This is a genomic window from Spirosoma validum (assembly GCF_014699035.1).
GTDB lineage: Bacteria > Bacteroidota > Bacteroidia > Cytophagales > Spirosomataceae > Spirosoma > Spirosoma validum.
The window spans coordinates 395875-416920 of record NZ_JACXAA010000004.1; the positions used below are offsets into that span (position 1 = coordinate 395875).

Below are 21046 nucleotides of genomic sequence, written 5' to 3' on the forward strand. Positions count from 1 at the left end.
TAGCGATCAATCACCAATGACGGTTGACACTACGTTCTTTCTGCTGCGAAAAACAGGACTAGGGGCTCTATTGCTCGTAGCGATGACTGTTTTAGGGCAGGAAGGGAGAGCCATAGCCCAGACGCCAACCATTGACAGTCTCAAAAAAGAAATCAAACAACTGGTGTTGGCTAAAAACTATGGTCCGGCAGCCAAAGCGTATGAGCAGTTGGGCGGCTTTTACCATCAGCTGTATGGCTACAATAAGTACACACTGGACTCGTATTTCAACGGCCTGAAATATTACAACCTGACGGGCGACTCGGCAGGCTATTACAATGCGCACATCGCGATCGGGGATTACTACACGCATGATTATTTTATGCAGGCGTCTGCGGAGAAGTACATAAAAAAAGCACGTCAGTTTTTCGAGCGGACACGTAACATGCCCAAGGTCATTGAGTGCCGGCTGGGTCTGGCGAACATCGCCCAGAAAAAAGAACCTATACCAACGAATTTAGCAACGGAATTGCGCGAAACCGAACGCATGAGTGTCCAGTATAAGCAAGCCTTTTCACAGGCGTTTGCCCTGAACCTGCTAGCCAATACGTATTCGCGGATCAAAAATCCCGATTCCGCGCAGTATTTCGCCAGCCGGAGCTTAGCGATCTCTCAGCGCCTGAACGTCAGTTGGCTGATCAGCCTGAATTACTTTTATCTGGGCATTGTCGAACAGTTCAGGAACCATTCGCAGGTTGCCATCGATACATACCAGAAAAGCTATAAACTGGCCGAAGCGGAGAAAAACGTAGGGATGTTACGGGAATTGTCCAAGCATTCCGCCGACGCCTATTCGCGCATGGGCGATTACAGGCAAGCGTATGCCTGGGCCTTGAAGACGGCGGCCTTTGCGAATCAGTTTTATGAATCGGAGCAGACAAAAAGCATCCGGTTGCAGGAATTGGACAGTCAGATCAAAACCCTGGCCGTTGAGAAACAACTGGCCGAGGAGCAAAGTCAGAGTCAGCGTTTTCTGAATTCGATGCTGGTCGGTATTCTGGTCATCAGTATCGTAGGCGTAGCCGCTTTGGTGTACTTACGGCGGCAGCAGAAGTTGATAGCGCGCCAGCAGGCCGTGATTGCCCAGCAGCAGATCCGGCAACTGGAACTGAAGTCATTACGGGCTATGATCGAAGGGCAGGAGGGTGAACGGAGCCGGATTGCCCGCGATTTACACGATGGTCTGGGGATTCAGTTGTCACGAATTAAGCTGTTTGTTGAAGCCCATCAGGAGCAGTTGCCGTTGTCGGTGAAAGAGCCACTGAACCAGTTTCTGGACGAAGCCTGTACCGAAACTCGCTTGATTTCCAATGATTTACGGCCGTATGCGCTGTCGACGTTTGGACTCATTCCTGCGCTGGAGGATCTGGTGCAAAAGCTTAATTTAGTCAACGAAACAACGCTGGTACTGGAGCATTACGGCGAATTACCAACCTTAGGTGAAGAGGCCTCTGCTATGATGTATCGGGTAATTCAGGAACTACTGAACAATGCCCTGAAACATGCTCATGCACAGACAATTACAATACAGATTATGACCAACGATGAAACCGCTCTAATCAGCGTCGATGATGATGGGCAGGGCGGTAATTTTTCGGAAGAACCCACCAGTGGCAATGGCTTGGCGAACATTAAATCACGAATTGCCTACCTCGGCGGGCAGGTCATGTGGCAGAGTGAAGAGGGAAAAGGCACGTCGGTCATGATCTCGCTCCCCATGCATAAACTAATCAAAACGGCTCCAGCTATCGCTTAAACGAACGGCTAACATAATAGGCTGACAGCCACACAATAAGCTAAATAATCCACTAACTCTATTACCTAAGTTCACAATTAATTTCTATTGTATATGATCAAACATGTGCTTTCGGGGGCTTTCATCCTGAGCAGCTGGATAAGCGTCCACGCGCAGGAACGAGCCATGACCAATGCAGCCCTGGATAAAAACCAGACTGCACTGGCGAGCATAAAAGCGGCTAAAACCATGGCGAATGGGCCATCGGATGCCAAAGCGTTGATAAAAGGAACGATATCTGACGAAAAAGGAAGTCCGCTCCCGGGCGCGACGGTATCAGTGAAAGGCACTACGCTCGGAACGACTACAAACGTTAACGGAGAGTTTTCAATTAATCTGCCTGCCGGATCAAAAACGCTGGTTATTTCCTTTATCGGGATGAAAACGCAGGAAGTCGAGGTTGGCTCGAAAACTACGTTGAACATTACGCTCCAAACGGGCGATCAATCGCTCGACGAAGTTGTTGTTCGGATTGGGTACGGTACCGCGAAGCGTTCGGATGTTACGTCATCGATCACCACGGTGAAAGCGGCTGATCTGAAAGACATTCCGGCGGCTGGTATCGATCAGCTTTTACAGGGTAAAGCGGCTGGGGTAACGGTTACCAGCAATGGCGGCCAGCCGGGCGGTGGCGTATCGATCCAGGTACGTGGTGTTACGTCGATCAACAGCAACGACCCGCTATTCGTGATTGATGGGGTACCGTTTGTGCGGGGCAACACGTCGTCCAGCACAGGGTATGCAGGTCTGGGCGGTGGCGACGGACAAACCGGAAATAGCGTCATGGCCATGCTGAACCCCAACGACATTGAGAGCATCGACGTACTGAAAGATGCGTCGGCACAGGCTATTTACGGGTCACAGGCGGCCAACGGGGTCATTCTGGTGACGACGAAAAAAGGCAAGCAGGGCGAAGGCAAGATCAACTACGAAATGTACACCGGCGTTTCGGAAGTGGCCAAGCGGCTGAACCTGATGGATCTGCGGGACTTCGCCCGGTATCAGAACGAAGTACTACCGATCATTGGTAATCCGGTGTCGGATGAGTTTAGAAACCCGGATTTACTGGGTACGGGTACCGACTGGCAGGAAGCGATGTTCCAGCATGGAAAAATCAACAACCACCAACTGAGCTTTTCGGGCGGGAAAGACAAAACTACGTACTACCTCTCGCTGAATTATTTCGATAATAAAGGGATTCTGCTCGGATCAGATTTCAAGCGGTATTCGAGTCGGTTCAGCATCGACAGCCAGTTGAAAAGCTGGGTGAAAGTCGGTATCAGCGCCAACGTATCGCGTAGTATTCAGAACGTATCGCTGGCCGATGCGGCCGAAGGAACGATCTGGTGGGGTGCGTCGACCAGTCCGCTGACACCCGTGAAAAATCTGGATGGCACCTGGGGTGGCGGTCAGACGGTTGGAGGTGTTCAATACAACGGCTCGAATCTCGTCGGCAATAGTGAGTTCCGGGGCAATACCAAAACCTCGAACAATGTCTTCGGAAGTTTATATGCCGAAGTGCAATTATTGAAAGACCTCTCGCTACGGAACGAACTGTCGTATTCGCTGGGTCAGGATAATAACATTGCGTTTCAGAAAGCGGGTAACGTAGGCAGTACGGCGTTCCGCAGCAAACTGATCGACTCTCGTTCTGATAGCTATTACTGGTCGCTGACGAACTACCTGACGTACAACAAGAACCTACAGAAACACGGCTTCCAGGCCACAGTAGGTCACCAGGTTCAGAACTCGTACTACCAGTCGATTTCGGGTACGAAAGTGGATTTGCAAGCCAATATTTTTGACCTCAGCACCGGTAGCGCCGACCAGACAACCTGGGGGCTGAGCGGGGGCAAAGGCCAATGGGCGATGGAGTCATATTTCGCCCGCGCCAACTATACGTACGATGATCGGTACTCGCTGTCGGCCAGTTTCCGGGCGGATGGTTCCTCGAACTTCGGGCCAAACAACCGGTGGGGGTATTTCCCCGGTGTATCGGCGGGCTGGACGATTTCGAACGAGAAGTTCATGAAAGGAGCGGTGTCGAACGTATTGAGCTACGCTAAACTACGGGTCGGCTACGGGCTGGTGGGTAACCAGAACTTCCCTGGTGGCGCGCCTAACCCGGCTTACGTCGGAGCGGTACAATTCTTCTCCGGTCCGGTTGGTTTTGGTTCCTCGAACATGATCAACGGGATTCCAAACCCGAATCTGAAATGGGAGTCGGTCAGAACGACTAACGCCGGGGTTGACCTGGGCTTCTTTGGAGGACGTATCGACGCGACGATTGATGTCTACAAAAAGGTAACGTCCGACATGATCATCTTCCTGACCGGCCCGAACCTGATTGGCGTGGGCGATCAGTGGGACGATCTGAAAGCACCTCTCGGTAACGCTGGCCAGATGACCAACACAGGTGTTGATATTGGCCTGACAACCACCAACATCCAGAAAGGCAATTTTAGCTGGAAGACCAACGTCGTGTTCACGCAATATACCAACAGCTACGACAAAGCAGCGAGTGCGGCTTCAGCGCTGGATGGCAAGGTATATTACAACAACTATTTGATTACGCATACGACGCCTGGCAATCCGGTGGGTTCGTTCTGGGGGTTGAAAACAGATGGACTGTTCCGCACGCCGGCTGAGCTGGACGCCAGTCTCCCGCAGTTTGGCTACAAGGTAAATTCGACCGAAACCTGGCTGGGCGACATTCGCTTCAAAGACATCAACGGCGACAAGAAAATCGACGCGCAGGACTACACGTTCATTGGCAGTCCATTACCGAAGTTCACTTGGGGCTTCACCAATACGTTGAATTACGGCGATCTGGACTTCTCGATCTTCCTGCAGGGCAGTCAGGGTGCCAAGGCGTTTAACTTCCTGCGCTGGCAGCTGGAAGGCCTGAACAATGCCTATACTAACCAATTGAAAACAGTGAATGATCGGTACACGGAAGCCAACCCGAACGGTGCGTTGCCCCGGTTCACAAATACGAACAAGAATAACACAGCCATGTCGGATCGCTACGTAGAAGATGCGTCCTACGCCCGGATTCAGAACATTACATTAGGCTACCGGCTTCCAAAGACGCTGCTTAACAAAGTGAAGATTCAAAACCTGCGGGTTTATGGCTCGATTCAGAACCTGAAAACCTTCACAAATTATTCCGGCTACGACCCCGAAATCGGCGCGTTCAACAACAGCATCAAGCTGATGAACGTCGACACGGGCCACTATCCGAATCCACGTACGTTCACGGTAGGCGCCAATCTGCAATTCTAATGTCAAGATACAAGACAAGAGACGTAAGACACAAGACGTAAGAATCACCAGATCTTTCATCTAACGTCTATTCTCTTTCTTCAAATTAAATCAACATGAAACTTAAGCCACTATATGCCCTCATGCTTCCGGCGGTGCTGTTGTCTTCCTGCACGAAAGACTTCATTGACCGGCCTTCGCTGTCGGGCACCACAACCGGAAACTATTACAACAACGCGGAGGAAGTCCGGGCCGCGACCAGTACGCTCTACAGTGGGTTGCCCTGGCGCAACTACGAAAGCCGGGCGCAGGATGCCATCGGCGACGTAATGGGCGGCAACATGTTTACCTATACCGACGTCGAATACCTGAACTTCACGGTTTCGTCGGCGTCTGACCGGATCGGGGCAGCCTGGGGAGCGTTTTACAAGATCATTGGCTATTCCAACGTCATGATCAAAACGTTCGAAGAAAAGAAAGCGGCCGGTGGCGGTGCGGCTTATCTGGACCCGGCCATTGCCGAATGCCATTTCATTCGTGGTATGATTTACTTCTACATCGCCCGTACGTGGGGAGCTGCGCCGATCATAACTGATCCGGGCGCAACAGCCCTCTCGGGTAATTTCAACATCCCGCGTTATCTGCAAAAAGACGTATTACGGTTTGCCCTCGAAGAACTGAAAATGGCCGAAGCGGGATTGCCCGAATCGGACGTAGCGGGTCGGGTGACAAAGGCCGCAGCCAAGGGCCTGATGGCCAAAATGTATCTGTACAGCAAAGATTACGCGAACGCCAAAGCAAAGGCCGACGAAGTGATCAGTTCGGGTAAATATAGCCTGGTTACCGATTACACGGGTATGTTCACCAAAATGAGCATGAACAACAATGCCGAGGCCATCTTTTCAATTCAGCACCAGTTTGCTGCAGACCCCTGGGGAACGGGCAACATCAAAAACCCGGATCGCGGGGCTGGAGCGCTACGTACCTCGGAAGCAGATGCGTGGGAAATGTACGTACCCACGCTGGACATGCTGAAAGAATACGAATTCGGTGATCTGCGTCGGAGATGGTCGGTGATGGAACAGGGCTGGACCAACCCAAGCTGGAAACCCCAGCGTGCGAACATGCCTAAATACAACGCGTTTATGGCCAACGGATTCAAATACGATACGTTGCAGCCGACGGCCGATGGCGGTAGCATGAGTCCTACCCGCGCCAACATCGTCAAATACTTCGCCGGTCCGGGGAAGGGATTTGGTGGAGAACCCGTGCTGGGTCAGAATTCGGGCAACAACGTCGTGTTGTTACGTTACGCCGACATTCTGTTAATCTACGCCGAAGCTACGTTGGCGGGGGCTGCCTCGACGACGGATGCCAAAGCACTTGAGGCTCTGAATAAGGTTAGAGTCCGGGCCGGTCTGTCGCCGAAGACGTCGTTTACCAACGATGATATTCTGCACGAACGTCGGGTAGAATTCGCGTTCGAAGGCGACTACTGGTACGATGTTCAGCGGCAGGGTTTCGCCAAAGCGAAGACGATTATCGAGAAACAAAACCGGGGAACAGTAACAGGCGCTACGTACCTCACTAATTTCACGGAAGACAAGATGTTTCTGCCGATTCCGGCGGGTGAGATCGTACAAGATCCTGAGTTAGGCAAAGAGCCCGTTCCGTACTATAACTAATTTCCACTGAGTAAGCCAATGAAATTCAACAAAATAAACCGAATAGCAGGCTTGGCCTTCCTGACCGTAGTTACCGGTTTCTGGATGAGCGCCTGCACAAAAGATACCGACGGGAGCCCGCAGATCGCACCGGGTAATCCCGTAGCGACGAAGATTATGCCGGACTCGGCCGCTGGGGGTGGACTGGTTACGTTGACCGGTACGGGCCTGGGCGACATTCGCAGCATTGTGTTCGAGAAACAGAACGTACCGGCTGGATTTCAGCCCACTCTCAACACCGATAACGTACTGATTTTTCGGGTACCTACCGACGTGCTGGGTGGGAAACAGAACATCACGTTCACTAACAGTGCGGGTAATACGCTGACAGTTCCGTTTAAAGCGCTGGCGTACCCAACGGTGACGTCGGTCTCGAACTACAACTTCACGAAAGGGACGGTCATTACGCTCACGGGCAATAACTTCGACGACGTAACGGCGGTGGCCATTGCCGATTCAGTGAAGGGAATTTCGGATGCCGCCATTGTTGTCTCGAAAGCGAAAACGCAACTGGTCGTTCAAATGCCGACCACTACGTTAACGCGTGGTACGCTCAGTATCACGAACAGTACGGGTCGGATGCGGACCAAGCAGGAATTTGTAAACGTCGACAAAGCGTATCAAATCTTCACCGATGCCTACGGGGCTGGTTTTGCCGATGGCTCCTGGGGTGATGCTGCCGCCATATCGACGAAAGAGTTTGCAAGCGGAAAAGCTTCAATCGGTAAAAATTTCCAGAAAGGAAACTGGCATTTGATTGCGTTTGCCAACTGGTCGTCGTCGGCCATTCCGTACTCGACGGATTATACGTACGTAACGGGCTGGATCAAAGGCGCTTCGGCTGATTATTCGCTCTATCTGACTACCGATGCTGGAAAAGCAGGCTTTGGCGACTTTGTAGAAGCGAACAAAGTCGATGTGAAAGCGGGTGTCTGGAACTACTTCAAGATCAAGCTGTCTGATATGGATTTCTGGGTAGCGGGCAAAACGCTGAAGCAGGTTGGTTTCCGCATCAAAGGGCCTGATAAACAAGATGAAACATTCTATTTTGATGACCTGATGCTGGTGAAATAACCAGAAGGTTGTAGCCAGTTGTCTGGAACCAACCTAGAATACGTAGCAGTCGCGTAGCGACGGAATGTTTGTAGATGAAGCTAGGGTCAGATTCTGACAACGTAGCGCTCCAACAATTGTCCAGTCGCTACGCGACTAACTCCACTGAACGGACAATCTGTTTTCTATAAACCTCCCGTTACTACGCGACTTTTATTTGCCCGAAATGACGTAACTCGTTTACCTATATGCCATTACGTTTACCAACTGACCTGAATCGTTTTTGTCAAAAACTCCCTGTTTTTCTACTGAGTATGTGCCTGATTGGTAGTCTTTCGAGTTGCAAAGCCGCTGAACCGCTGACCGTGGCGGATACCGTGCAGAAACCGACAAATCCGGCGTCCCCCCTCAAACCCTCAAGTCAGCTCAGGGATAGCCAGGCGACGGCTTCCACGAAAGGTCTATTCGCCTATTTGATTGAGCAGTACGGACGTAAAGTCATCTCAGGTCAGCAGGACGATGTGGAATACGTACTGGAAAAAACCGGTAAAGAACCCGCCATCGGCGCCTTCGATTTAATCGATTACTCACCTAGTCGGGTTCAGTTTGGTGGTAAACCACTACGTACCAGCGAGGCCTGTATTGATTGGGCGAAGAAGGGGGAGGGCCGGGGCATTATTAGTCTGTGCTGGCACTGGAACGCACCTACCGATCTGATTAACCAGGCCCCCGACAAACTGTGGTGGAGCGGCTTTTATACGAGAGCCACTACGTTCGATCTGGCAGCTGCCTTAGTCGACAAAAACGGCGAACGGTACAAACTTCTACTCCGTGACATCGACGCCATTGCGGGACAGCTTAAAAAGTTTCAGGATGCCGACGTACCGGTGCTCTGGCGACCATTGCACGAAGCGCCCGGCGGTTGGTTCTGGTGGGGTGCCAAAGGTGCCGGGCCCTTCAAAGAACTCTGGCAAATTCTATACGACCGCCTGACCAATTACCACCAGCTACACAATCTGATCTGGGTCTACACGGGCACCGACACCATCAACCCGGACTGGTATCCCGGCGATCAATACGTCGACATCGTTGGTTTAGATATTTACACCGAGGCTACGGCTACTCTAGGCCTCAACTGGACGAATGCACAGACTGCCTTTAACGGCAAAAAACTACTGACGCTCTCGGAAGTAGGCCACTTGCCCAAGCCGGATAACGTCCGTACGTTAAATACATGGTGGTCCTGGTTCGCCGTCTGGACTGGCTCCGACTGGATCAAAAAACAACCGCTCGAAGCGTTGAAAGCTGTGTATACAGACACCGACGTCATCACACGTGACGAATTGCCCGATTGGAGAAAGCGATGAATAAGTAGGGAGTCGATAGTCTACAAAGAGACGCAGACAGATTATAGGTAATATCGGCTATTTCTATCCAGACAAAAATAAGTTTATATTCGCTGTTACCTTGACTGTCATAGCTGGCATGATACAGCTATATGGATATTAACTCTCGCCAGACAGGTTTGAGTTTATATGGCAGACAGGTCAATTCAGTATAAAACTTATTTTCAGGCTTCAACGTCTGATTTGACGCTGCAACAGGTCATCCCTGACAGAGTATGCAACGAAATCTGACGCTTATGGCCAATCCATACCGTGATGAAATTAGTTTCGCGAGCCACGTCTGGGCTACTGCTTCTCCTCTGCTTAGTATTCGTTCGGTGTAGTGTAACGCCCAATACACCCCAACTGCCCAAGAGCTCAACAAAGACGTTCACTGATCCTATTGTTGACGGGTTAAGTGGTGCATCCTCAATGTATGATGCCAGCACGTTCACCTATACTGTGACAGTACCCTTTGGTACCGACGTAACAGCTCTTAAGCTCAGCTTTATTTTCCCAACCAAAGCAACGGCTAAACCAACTTCCGGTAGTGTGCAGAATTTTACTAATCCGATCCTTTACACAATTACCGCTGAGGACGGCAGTGCGCAGACGTATACGGTAAAGATGGTGGTGGCAGGACCACCTAAATCGTCTGAAAAGCAAATCACAGATTTCAGGTTTGCCACTCTCAGCCCGGTTGTTTCGGCAACGGTCGACCAGACGACGCGTAAAATTGCGGCTATAGTACCGGGAAGCACAAGTTTGACAACCTTAGTCCCAACCATCGCATTTTCCGCTAAAGCAACTGTTTCGCCCACTTCGGGACAGGTCCAGAACTTTACCAATCCAGTAATTTACACCGTTACGGCTGAAGATGGCAGTACACAGACCTATGAAGTAGCCGTAAAGGCGGAGGTAAAAGTCGATCCACCCGTCAGTAATTCGGTGATCGCCTATTTTTCGTTTGATCAGAATGATTGCCGAAATGACAATGGGCCGGAGAGTGGTGGTACGCTGAAAGGGAACGCGAGCTTCGCAAACGGTGTGAAGGGCAGATGCCTGCTGCTAGACGGTTCCGGCGACTATGCGGAACTAGGTAGAGGTTACCGTCTTTCCAACTCGTTTGCGATTACGGGCTGGATCAATCCGGACGAAGTGAACCGGATGTATGCCTCCATTTTTGCTAAATATGAAACAGTTAATTACGGTCCGTATGATTTTTATTTGAATACCAATCATGCGGCCTTCTGGATTTCTGATGGTTTGGGACTTAATAGAGAGGTTCTTTCGAAGGGGACCGTCAAGGCCAATCAATGGACACACGTAGTGTGGGTAGCTGATAACAGAAAAATAAGGATATATATCAATGGTGTTCTGGACAATGAAGAAGCGATCATCGCTATGACGTCAAATAATGACCTGGTGACTATCGGGCGGAATGCCTTTGTGCCGCTATTGGGGGCAGCTTCGGACTTTAAAGGTAAAATTGACGAGCTGAGAATTTTTAATCGCGCGCTGACTACGGCTGAAGTTCAACAACTCTATGCATCTGAGAAGCCCTGACCGCAATAAATATACAGCAAAATAGTTTACCTGGTAAAAGACAAAGACGATTCTATCCTGGACAACTCGTATGAAATCCGTATCAGCGAAAATGGGTGTCAAATCAGGTGCCCGGGCGATATTGATCAACGCGCCCGCCGACGCCATTGACGCCATCGATCTGCCAGATCTTGATCTTGACACTAGCTTGAGTGGTGATTTTGACTACATTCACCTTTTTGCAACGACTCAGGCTGAGCTTCATGAGAAATTTTCAATCCTGAAAGCGCATTTAAAGCCAACCGGTAATCTTTGGGTTTCCTGGCCGAAGGCAGGTCAGCAGGGAACGGATCTTGTCCTGACAAAAGTGATTGAAATAGGTTATGACTATGGGCTTGTCGAAAGTAAAACACTGAGCATAAACTCGACTTGGTCGGCCATAAAGTTTACACACCCTCAGAAGGGAAAAGTATATGCGAACAGTTACGGAAAACTTAAATTGTGAAGGAAACAATAGGATAAATCAAGTGAAAAGCCACAACGGATAAGTTGCTTTAGTTTCTGTACTTTTGCAGTATGGAAGTAGATTACATCGACGTAGACGTACCTGAAGTAGTAGAAGTGCCTGGAATGGAAATCCTGAAAAGTGACCGACTCACGCATCTGAAATACGATATTCGCGGCCCGATTTATGAGAAATCGCTTGAATTGGAAAGCCAGGGGTATAAAATCATCAGCCTGAATATTGGTAATCCCGCTACGTTCGGCTTCGATGCACCCGACGAAATTGTCCACGATATTATTCTGAATATACGTAACGCGCAGGGCTATTCTGACTCGCGGGGCCTGTTTGCGGCCCGGAAAGCGGTGATGCACCATACGCAGAACATCGGTTTGCCGGGTATTACGATCAACGATATTTACATTGGTAATGGCGTCAGTGAGCTAATCATGCTGTCGATGCAGGCATTGCTCAACGAAGGTGACGAAGTATTAGTACCCTCGCCCGATTACCCGCTCTGGACGGCATCCGTTGCCTTTTGTGGTGGCAAGCCCGTGCATTACATCTGCGACGAAGCCTCTGACTGGAATCCCGACCTGGCTGATCTGGAACGGAGAATTACGCCCCGGACACGCGCCATTGTCGTTATTAATCCCAACAATCCGACCGGTGCAGTTTACGAAAAAGATGTGCTCGAAGGCATTGCCCGACTGGCGGAGCGACACAAGCTGATCGTATTTTCCGATGAGATTTACGACCGGATTCTCTATGACGGGGCCGTACATTATCCGATTTCCAAAATGATTCAGTACACACTCTGCATCACGATGGGCGGCTTGTCGAAAAATTACCGGGCCGCTGGTTTTCGGGGTGGCTGGATGATTCTTAGTGGAGCGCGTCAGCGGGCAAAATCGTATATTGAAGGACTGACTTTACTGGCTAGTATGCGGCTCTGCGCCAACGTACCGACACAGTATGCTATTCAGACGGCATTGGGTGGTTATCAGAGCATTAACGATCTGGTTATGCCAACGGGGCGTCTGCACAAACAGATGATGCTGGCTTATGAACGCATGATCGCGATTCCGGGGGTTACGTGTGTGAAGCCCAAAGGCGCTTTGTACATTTTCCCAAAAATCGATCTGACGCAGTTCCGATTAGCCAGCGATGACGACTTTGTTTACAACCTGCTCACCGAGCAAAAAGTACTGGTTGTCTCCGGCAATGGCTTCAACTATATTCACAACGATCATTTTCGCATTGTCTGCCTACCAACCGTTGATGAACTGAACGTAGCGTTAGACCGGATTGAAGGCTTTCTGGAAAGCCGACGGAAGTAAGCTTTTTTATTGACGTTCCCGATTGCTAAACAACGTAGAGCGAGCTTTTTCTTAGAAGCTCGCTCTACGTTGTTTAGCTTATTATTTTACCTGCCGATGGCAGTCACTTTTATGACAATAGGTCCTTACTGCGGGAAGTAATCAATTTTGTCCGCATCAATATTATTCGTGATTTTAGCCTCGCCACCACTACCACCAAGAATTACCGAGCTGATCGTGACAACTCCCGCCGTAGCATTAGGAGTCAATAAACCATCCAGGCCAAAAGAGAGCTTATCGCCAGCGGCAACAGCCTGCGTAGTGGTTAGTACGTAGTACGTTGGATTGGATGCATCAAAATTCCACACATTGTTCTGTACGGATCGACCTCCTACTGAGCTGGTTCCGCTATTGAAAGTGAGATTAATCATAAGATCTTTGGTGATCTTGACGGTAATCAGTCCCGTCGTAGCGACGGAATTCAATTCAATTACATCTACGACGACAGAGAAGGGCGTGGTACTGTACTGAGTAGAGGGACGGGCATACAGAACTGGCAACAGATCGGGTACTTGGAAAAATGTTTTGGTGTAATAAGAAAGCGGATCTGTTGCTGAGCCAACCACTGTGGTTGTTAGGCTACGTAACGAACTTGACGGAGTTGGCGAAGGACCCGTGGTTAGAGTACCCGGAGCGCCAACATCGGATGTGTTGTATTCCCAGTTTACACTACCCTTCCAGCGGGTAATAAAATGAGGAGACTGATTATTAAAACTTCCGTATTCTGTGCCTGTATCATGCTGGATGTCAATCGTAGCCTGGGTCGGTGCATCGGCGTAAATGTGCCAGGTACGGTTTGTGCCCTGTGCCAAACCACTTTCATCCGACAGACTTGCTGTATGGTCTTGTACACTAACGTGGAAAGTCCCCTCACTAGCGGTGATCTGCACTGGGTTGTAGGTAAATGAATTTTCAAAACCTACCGGAAAGGTGAAGGCTGACGACGTAGCACCAAACTGTTTAACCATGTGGCCCATGATACTATTGCTGGTCTGAACGTAACGATTAGGTCGGTACCCAGTAATCGTCGCATCAGCATCAAATACAAAGTCGTTGCCATTTAACACAACGTCGCCACCATCAAATGCTGCTTGTCCGTTGTCAGATACCAGATTAAAAGCCTTTCCAATTTTCAACGCGGCTGCCAGGGCTCCACCCGGATTTATACTGCCAAAGCCCGGATCAGGAATGTCCGTCAGCACCATGCTCTGTAAATTATTCATGTCAACATTGACATCCATGAAGTTGCCATTATTGCCATCAAGCATCGTTGGGCTGGCCGCACCGCCAGCTTCCTGTGGATTGTAGAAAATAAGTTTGCCGGTTCCGGTCAATGTTGCGGTTGGGTCAATCCACACATTTTTGCTATATATTTCCCAGGTGCCGTCAATGGTATAGAGGCCCGGCCCCAGATAGAGCGATTCGGATATATCGGTCTGTAGGCTCGTTATGGTAACTGTTCCACTGTAAGTTGCTGTAGAGCCAGGGGCCTGTGCAAATACACCTGATAACGGCAACCCTACACCCACAAGCGCAGCAAGTAATAGGTAATGGCGTGCTATTCTAAATTTCTTCATACATCAGGGATTGCTAAAGGATGAGACAGGTAGATAAGGTTCTGAAAATGCCCATATCAGTGAACAATTTTCAGAACATCGCCCGTGCGATATACGTCGCCTTCCTGTAGGCCAGCCGCCAGCGCTGCTGCATTGTCAGCATACTCCACTACCCCAGTTATCCGGAGGCCGTTGCCCGTTTTGAGTTGACCGGTAGCATCGACAATCACGGGACGATTACCCGTTCCCGCTAAATCAGCAACCTTAAGGGTATTATTTACGGTTAGGACCCTGCCTGCTAAATCGCCATCAATCAGGGGGGTATTGGTACTGCTATTATCAATCATTAACCGGTTACTACCTGTATGGTAAGCTCCCGCATTCGCTCCGAGGGCTATATTCCCACTTCCCTGGCCGTTCGCTCCGCTTTGTGTACCGATATAGGTATTATAACTGGCCGCACCTGAGTTGGCGCTTGCCCCCCAGCCAAGTACGACGTTTTGTTCTCCGCCTGTGCTGAAAAACATCGCGGCCTGCCCAACCGCTGTATTACGACTTCCGTCGGTCATAGAAGCGCCAGCCACACTACCAAGAAATGTATTCCGGGTGCTACTACCCCCTAAAGAATTACCCGCTTCATACCCTAAGGCTGTATTTTCTGTCGTGTGCGAGCCTGCGCTAACTGTGCCAATAGCCATGGCATTGTAGCCGATGGCCGTATTTTTTCTATAATCACTTGATGCCAACATCCGGGCTACTACGTCACCACCGGCCCGGTTGCCGAACGTAGTATTGAAATCCTGACTTCCTCCGCCCGGATAAGAAGGTAATCCTATATACCCCGAGTGCAAACTATTCACTTTAAATCTGAGCGGCTGCGCATCGGTCGTTCCCAAATAATTTGTCAGTGGATTCGTGCCGGTATTACCAGTCAGACTCCAGAAATCTCCGCTTGCAGAAGTACCTTTAACGCCTACCCAGCCTGTTCCATCAAAATAATACTGACCAATTCCGCCAGTAATAATAGGATAAGCAGTATTCGTGCTGGTAACGGCAGCATTGATATTGTAAATACTCATACCAGCTACAGCAGGTCCATTAAGTCCCCACGTAGTGGTATTGTTCAGCGTAATTCGTGGCAATAGAAGCCCTTTGTTGCTGCTTTCCAGGTCAAGAATTGCTGCTGAATTGGGGAGAGACGAACTTCCTGTTACGGTGCCGTCCTTGATTTTGGTTTGGGCATACCCGCTCATCGCAGAAAGAACACAGCCCAGTAGGAATAATTTTCTCATATGTAGTTATGTTAAAATTTTCTTTGAGACTGTTGCTGTGAATAGTAGTCACTACTTATTTTATAGCGCTCAGTAGTAATCGAAAATGTTGTAGGATTTCTGATTGAAAAGGTTTGAGTAGTTTCAATTGTATAATAGGAACCCCGGCGGATCATGTCAATCAAATGATCTAAAGAGAGTAGAGTATTAAAATAATTTGTAGAGCAGGATAAGGACAGAAACGTTTTTGATCGTCTGGTCGTTATTACGTTCCGCGAAAACAGGCGTTCTATTGGCTGGAAACTGTTTTTGATTAAATTGGGGACTATTTTTTATGATAACGGAGTGAGTACGTTTCGCGCCCACTGCCTTTTTTTACTACGTACATGGAAGAAACGAAAGAAAATGTTCACCGCTCTGAAACGCAGAGCACCGAACGCATTGCCAACGATTTACCTAAGCGCGACGAGTTACTCTTAACCCCCGACGAACAACGCATCAAAGAAGCTTTTCAGGATCGTGACTGGAATGAGATCAAGACGGCCGATTCATGGGTTATTTTTAAAGTAATGGCTGAGTTTGTTGAAGGGTTTGACAAACTGGCCAAAATTGGACCCTGTGTATCTGTATTTGGTTCGGCACGTACCAAACCCGATCATCCTTACTATAAGATGACCGAAGAAATTTCGGCCAAACTCGTGCGCCATGGGTACGGCGTTATCACAGGTGGAGGGCCGGGTATTATGGAAGCGGGTAACAAAGGCGCTTTTGAAGAAGGCGGCAAATCGGTTGGCCTGAACATAAAACTACCGTTCGAACAACATAGCAACATTTATATTGATCCCGACAAGAGCATCAACTTCGACTTCTTTTTCGTCCGGAAGGTGATGTTTGTAAAATATTCCCAGGGTTTTATCGTCATGCCGGGGGGAATGGGCACGCTCGACGAACTATTCGAGGCTCTGACTCTGATTCAGACTCGAAAAATTGCCCGTTTTCCCATTGTGCTGGTCGGCCGGTCGTTCTGGCAGGGGTTAGTGGACTGGATTATGAAAGAAGTACTGGAAGAACAGAACAACATTAATCCGGAAGACATGAAACTGATCAGTATCGTCGATACGCCGGCAGAAGCAGTAAAAGTCATTGATGATTTCTACAGCCGATACCTCCTGAAACCAAATTTTTAACGTAGCGCCGGGTTGGCCAGTCAGCAAATAAGTTGTTGTAAGCGTAGCACCAGCCCTGATGGACTGGTACTACGTTAGTTAAAAGGGTGTCTCCTGGCTAGGGTCAGCATTGCCGAAGTTCGACATGTCGTTGGCTTTACTCTTGAAAACGCTGCCCGCCGAGGGTGGTGCCTCAAAACTGCTTAAGCCGTTCACATCCGGTGCAAAACCCTGCGCTTGCACGGGTTCAAAATACGAGTCAAGGTCGCAGAATTTCGTAAACTTATTGATGAACCGAAGTTGGATCGTATCGAGCGAGCCGCTTCGGTTTTTGGCAATAATAACCTCCCCAATCCCCGCCGTTGAGTTGCCGTTTTCATCGGCCGTAATGTTGTAATATTCCGGACGGTATAGAAAGCAGACCATATCGGCATCCTGCTCAATCGATCCCGATTCCCGAAGGTCAGAGAGCTGCGGTTTTTTGTCACCCCCCCGCGTTTCCACAGCCCGGCTCAACTGCGACAGGGCAATAACCGGTACGTTCAGTTCCTTGGCCAGGTTCTTGAGCGCTCGGGAAATCGACGCAATTTCCTGTTCGCGGTTACCACCCATACGCCCCGACGTATCGCCCGACATCAACTGGAGATAGTCAATCACGACCATCTGAATGTCGTGCTGGGCCTTTAGTCGTCGGCATTTTGCCCGTAGTTCCAGGATGGATAGGGCAGGGGTATCATCAATAAAAATAGGGGCTTCGGTCAACCGCTGGATTTTGTGGTGCAACTGCGTCCATTCGTGTGGCGCCAGCGTACCTTTCCGAATTTTCTCCGAATCAATTTCCGCTTCCGCCGATATAAGACGATTGACCAGCTGTACCGACGACATCTCCAGCGAAAAAATGGCTACCGGTTTGCCATGGTCAACTGCTGCATTTCGAAGGGCAGAAACAACGAATGCAGTTTTTCCCATCGCTGGCCTGGCCGCCAGAATAATCAATTCTGTAGGCTGCCAACCCGACGTAACGCGGTCGAGATTCGTGAATCCTGACGGTACGCCAGTTAGTCCTTCCTGATTTTTTTTGGTTTCGAGTTCATTAAGCGCCATCCGAACGATGGTACTCATATCGGCGTAGTTCTTCTTGATGTTCGATTCCGAAATCTTGAAGAGCGACTGCTCGGTTCGGTCGAGAAGCTCAAAAACGTCGGTGGTGTCCTCGTAGGCGTCGCGCAGAATCGTGGACGACATTGCGATCAGCGCCCGTTTTAGCGCCTGTTCCGACACAATCCGGGCGTGGTACTCAATGTTAGCCGCTGAATTGACCCGGAACGTCAATTCCGAAACAAAGCCACCGCCACCAACGAGTTCAATTTCGCCGGTTTTACGAAGTTGCTGCGTAACCGTCAGTAAGTCAATTGGATCAGAATTGCCAAACAGCGTTAGAATGGCCTGATAAATCCGCTGGTGCGCTTCTTTATAGAATGTTTCAGGCTTAAGAATATCGACAACGGACGAGAGCGCATCTTTCTCGATCATCAGCGCCCCAAGTACCGCTTCTTCCAGATCAAGCGCTTGCGGAGGTAATTTACCGAGGCCTGTATCGAGCCAATGATTACCAGCTTGCTGACGACCTCCGGCAAAGGCCGACGGTTTGCGAAGATGTTGGTTAGGGCGAGCGTTATTTTCCATGTCTTACTGCAAGTTTACGCAATCCTGACCGCATAAGGCAAATTTCACCCAGCCAACGTATAGCCTGTCTCGGGCATTAAGCAGCCGTAACATTCTGGTAATGTTGATACTATCGAGCCAAAAAAAAACTTCTTTTTTTAAGCAACGATCCGGGGAGAAACTTGCGTACATGATATAGGAAATAGACAGTAGACTGTACATCAGCAAGATAGAGATTTATTGCAAAAAAAAGATCGTTTTTTACCAGATTTTAGCTAGAGGTATGAAATAGATTAAAATGAATAAATTTTTCACAAAACGCGTTGTAAGAGTAAAGAAATCGATTACTTTTCGGAATCACACTTTAACTCTATTTAGCATTTGGTCGAAAAAGTCATCACCCTCGACAATGTCTCGCTCATCGACTTTCTGGGCGTTGAGAATCACAACATCAAGGAAGTGGCCGCTGCCTTTCCGATGAGCAAAATTATCTCGCGCGGTAACGAGATCCGGATTAAAGGCACAACACCGGAAATCAGCCGCATCAGCGACATTCTGGATTCGTTGCTGGAACATTACCAGCGATACGGTAAACTAACCCACGAAAATGTCCAGAACTACATCAGTCATAGTGGGCAACCCACCAACGGGACTACGGTAGCTCCGCCTGTGTTACCCGACGATGACGAAGTGCTGGTATATGGAACGCGGGGCGTTGTGGTCCGGGCAAAGACCGATAATCAGAAGCGACTGGTCGAAGCCGCCGAGAAATACGACCTGGTCTTCGCTATCGGCCCGGCCGGAACGGGTAAAACCTATACGGCAGTAGCAATTGCCGTTCGAGCCCTGAAGAATAAGGAAGTTAAGAAAATCATTATTACCCGTCCAGCCGTGGAAGCCGGTGAAAATCTGGGGTTTCTGCCGGGCGATCTGAAAGAAAAGATCGATCCGTATCTGCGTCCGATCTACGATGCGCTCGATGACATGATTCCGGCCGAAAAACTAAAGTTCTACACCGAAAATCGGATCATTGAAATTGCGCCGTTGGCGTACATGCGTGGGCGAACGTTGAACAACGCGTTTATTCTGCTGGATGAAGCGCAAAACACGACGTCGATGCAGATGAAAATGTTCCTGACGCGGATGGGACCAACGTCGAAAGCCATCATTACCGGCGATAAATCGCAGATCGATCTGCCTAATCGTCAGAAATCAGGACTGGTTGAATCGGTGGACATCCTGAAAAACATCAAGGGCATTGCGTTTGTTGAACTCGATGGCCGCGACGTAGTGCGTCACCGCCTGGTTCGTGAAATTATCACCGCATATGACAAAGCTGGTCAGTAGTAACCGGATGCTTGTAAAACGAATCGGCTGGTCCTGGCTGGCCGGTTCGTTTTGTTGTTTACTCATCTCATCGGCAAACGCACAGACGATAGACGAAACGGCGCTGAACCGATGCGGTACGGTCGAACGGGAGCGTATTCTGCAACAACGGAATCCCAATCGCCTTAGACAGGTTAACGAACTAAATCGCCGTATTGAACAGCTTCAATCGCAGTCAAAAACGCTACGCCAACAGGCTGATGAAAAGATTTATCGGATTCCGGTAGTCGTTCATGTCGTGCACAGTACCGCATCCGGTCAGATTGGCGGAGCGAACAACATAAACATTTCCGACGAGCAGATTAATTCTCAGATTCAGGTATTGAATGAAGACTACCGGCGGAAGGAAGGAACAAACGGGTACAATACCAGCTCCATCGGTGCTGACGCGGGCATTGAATTTTACCTAGCCACAACCGATCCGAACGGACAGCCTACGAACGGAATTACGCGTCATTACTACGCTCAGAAAGGGTCATTCGACGTTTTCTCCGATGATTTGTTGCTATCGCAAATTGCGTATTGGCCTAGCGATCGCTATTTGAATATCTGGGTAACCAGAGTTAATCAATACCTGGGGTTTACTCAGTTTCCGACAACAGCTGATACGTTAAAAGGCTTGCCTTCCGACGTAAACGAGTTGACGGACGGTTCGATTATCGACTATCGCTATTTTGGGCGGCAGACTGGAACGGTTACCAACAATACATATGCGCTGGGACGCACGGCTACCCATGAGATTGGCCATTGGTTAGGACTGATTCATACCTGGGGCGACGGCGATGGCTGCGCCGAAGACTACGTAGCGGATACCCCACTAACGAAGGCCGCGAATCAAACGACTCAATGTCGGCAGACGTATTCAACCTGTGTGGCTGGTAAGCAAACCCGCGATCTGACTGAAGATTTCATGGATTATTCGCCGGATGCCTGCATGAATCTGTTCACCGCTGGTCAGGTGGCGCGAATGCGGGCGGTGCTTGCTTTGAGTCCCCGCCGGGTTAAATTGATTAATTCATCGGCCGGCCCCCTCGCCGAAACCGAAAAACTTACCATCAATCTATACCCAAATCCAACTACTACAGCGCCTTCAATAGATGTACAACTGAAAGGGAGCCAGTCATTTACGGTCGATCTTTTCGATGCGACTGGACGGCAGCTACGAACGACTACCTATGCAAACTCGCCCAGCAGTCGTATTTCACTGCCTGTAACGGGCCTGGCGACAGGAATCTATATTGTCCGGGTTAAAACCGATGGCGAAACCGCCAGTAAGCGATTGCTATTACAGTAAACAAACTCCACTGTTTGTCGCT

At 49.5% G+C, this 21046-nt stretch carries 14 protein-coding genes; 11 read left to right on the forward strand and 3 right to left on the reverse strand.

Annotation, left to right across the window (positions count from 1 at the left end; all coding sequences use genetic code 11):
* The first annotated feature begins 16 nt into the window (after positions 1-16).
* From IC230_RS14055 to IC230_RS14090, 8 genes are all read left to right on the forward strand, one after another.
* Entirely contained in the window at positions 17-1795 is a 1779-nt protein-coding gene (locus IC230_RS14055; RefSeq protein ID WP_191039656.1) for an ATP-binding protein, read from the forward strand.
* A gap of 93 nt (positions 1796-1888) precedes the next feature.
* The gene (locus IC230_RS14060; protein WP_191039657.1) at positions 1889-5119 is read left to right on the forward strand and encodes a SusC/RagA family TonB-linked outer membrane protein; all 3231 of its coding nucleotides are present in this window, start codon (positions 1889-1891) and stop codon (positions 5117-5119) included.
* A gap of 95 nt (positions 5120-5214) precedes the next feature.
* Positions 5215-6783, forward strand: coding sequence for a RagB/SusD family nutrient uptake outer membrane protein (locus IC230_RS14065; RefSeq protein ID WP_191039658.1), 1569 nt, complete (start codon positions 5215-5217; stop codon positions 6781-6783).
* Positions 6784-6801: 18 nt separating this feature from the next.
* Complete coding sequence (locus tag IC230_RS14070; protein WP_191039659.1) at positions 6802-7896, forward strand: IPT/TIG domain-containing protein; 1095 nt, start codon at positions 6802-6804, stop codon at positions 7894-7896.
* A gap of 227 nt (positions 7897-8123) precedes the next feature.
* Entirely contained in the window at positions 8124-9242 is a 1119-nt protein-coding gene (locus tag IC230_RS14075; protein ID WP_191039660.1) for a glycosyl hydrolase, read from the forward strand.
* Between the two features lie 294 nt (positions 9243-9536).
* Positions 9537-10826 carry a LamG-like jellyroll fold domain-containing protein gene (locus IC230_RS14080; RefSeq protein ID WP_191039661.1) on the forward strand — a complete coding sequence of 430 codons (1290 nt, stop codon included), beginning with the start codon at positions 9537-9539 and terminating at the stop codon, positions 10824-10826.
* A gap of 70 nt (positions 10827-10896) precedes the next feature.
* Positions 10897-11310, forward strand: coding sequence for a hypothetical protein (locus tag IC230_RS14085; RefSeq protein ID WP_191039662.1), 414 nt, complete (start codon positions 10897-10899; stop codon positions 11308-11310).
* A 125-nt stretch (positions 11311-11435) separates the two neighbouring features.
* Complete coding sequence (locus IC230_RS14090) at positions 11436-12647, forward strand: pyridoxal phosphate-dependent aminotransferase (protein ID WP_191039763.1); 1212 nt, start codon at positions 11436-11438, stop codon at positions 12645-12647.
* Between the two features lie 125 nt (positions 12648-12772).
* Here the strand turns inward: IC230_RS14090 and IC230_RS14095 are convergent, their stop codons facing one another.
* Together IC230_RS14095 and IC230_RS14100 are read right to left on the reverse strand one after the other, a co-directional pair.
* Complete coding sequence (locus tag IC230_RS14095) at positions 12773-14263, reverse strand: hypothetical protein (protein ID WP_191039663.1); 1491 nt, start codon at positions 14261-14263, stop codon at positions 12773-12775.
* Between the two features lie 56 nt (positions 14264-14319).
* The gene (locus tag IC230_RS14100) at positions 14320-15534 is read right to left on the reverse strand and encodes an autotransporter outer membrane beta-barrel domain-containing protein (RefSeq protein WP_191039664.1); all 1215 of its coding nucleotides are present in this window, start codon (positions 15532-15534) and stop codon (positions 14320-14322) included.
* 365 nt (positions 15535-15899) lie between these two features.
* Between IC230_RS14100 and IC230_RS14105 the strand changes: the two genes are divergently transcribed.
* Positions 15900-16700, forward strand: a complete 801-nt coding sequence (locus tag IC230_RS14105; RefSeq protein ID WP_191039665.1) for an LOG family protein — start codon at positions 15900-15902, stop codon at positions 16698-16700.
* Between the two features lie 78 nt (positions 16701-16778).
* Here IC230_RS14105 and dnaB read toward each other — a convergent pair whose 3' ends face one another.
* Positions 16779-18365, reverse strand: a complete 1587-nt coding sequence (gene dnaB, locus IC230_RS14110) for a replicative DNA helicase (protein WP_191039666.1) — start codon at positions 18363-18365, stop codon at positions 16779-16781.
* A 360-nt stretch (positions 18366-18725) separates the two neighbouring features.
* On the opposite strand from dnaB, the gene IC230_RS14115 reads away from it, so the two are divergent.
* Positions 18726-19691, forward strand: a complete 966-nt coding sequence (locus IC230_RS14115; protein WP_191039667.1) for a PhoH family protein — start codon at positions 18726-18728, stop codon at positions 19689-19691.
* The gene (locus IC230_RS14120) at positions 19672-21024 is read left to right on the forward strand and encodes a M43 family zinc metalloprotease (RefSeq protein WP_191039668.1); all 1353 of its coding nucleotides are present in this window, start codon (positions 19672-19674) and stop codon (positions 21022-21024) included. The genes IC230_RS14115 and IC230_RS14120 overlap by 20 nt, the downstream gene beginning before the upstream one ends.
* Positions 21025-21046 lie beyond the last annotated feature (22 nt).

Bases quoted from the DNA above. Each gene is read 5' to 3' on its own strand.
- IC230_RS14055 (WP_191039656.1), top strand. From the start codon at position 17: ATGACGGTTGACACTACGTTCTTTCTGCTGCGAAAAACAGGACTAGGG.
- IC230_RS14060 (WP_191039657.1), top strand. From the start codon at position 1,889: ATGATCAAACATGTGCTTTCGGGGGCTTTCATCCTGAGCAGCTGGATA.
- IC230_RS14065 (WP_191039658.1), top strand. From the start codon at position 5,215: ATGAAACTTAAGCCACTATATGCCCTCATGCTTCCGGCGGTGCTGTTG.
- IC230_RS14070 (WP_191039659.1), top strand. From the start codon at position 6,802: ATGAAATTCAACAAAATAAACCGAATAGCAGGCTTGGCCTTCCTGACC.
- IC230_RS14075 (WP_191039660.1), top strand. From the start codon at position 8,124: ATGCCATTACGTTTACCAACTGACCTGAATCGTTTTTGTCAAAAACTC.
- IC230_RS14080 (WP_191039661.1), top strand. From the start codon at position 9,537: ATGAAATTAGTTTCGCGAGCCACGTCTGGGCTACTGCTTCTCCTCTGC.
- IC230_RS14085 (WP_191039662.1), top strand. From the start codon at position 10,897: ATGAAATCCGTATCAGCGAAAATGGGTGTCAAATCAGGTGCCCGGGCG.
- IC230_RS14090 (WP_191039763.1), top strand. From the start codon at position 11,436: ATGGAAATCCTGAAAAGTGACCGACTCACGCATCTGAAATACGATATT.
- IC230_RS14095 (WP_191039663.1), bottom strand. From the start codon at position 14,263: ATGAAGAAATTTAGAATAGCACGCCATTACCTATTACTTGCTGCGCTT.
- IC230_RS14100 (WP_191039664.1), bottom strand. From the start codon at position 15,534: ATGAGAAAATTATTCCTACTGGGCTGTGTTCTTTCTGCGATGAGCGGG.
- IC230_RS14105 (WP_191039665.1), top strand. From the start codon at position 15,900: ATGGAAGAAACGAAAGAAAATGTTCACCGCTCTGAAACGCAGAGCACC.
- dnaB (WP_191039666.1), bottom strand. From the start codon at position 18,365: ATGGAAAATAACGCTCGCCCTAACCAACATCTTCGCAAACCGTCGGCC.
- IC230_RS14120 (WP_191039668.1), top strand. From the start codon at position 19,672: ATGACAAAGCTGGTCAGTAGTAACCGGATGCTTGTAAAACGAATCGGC.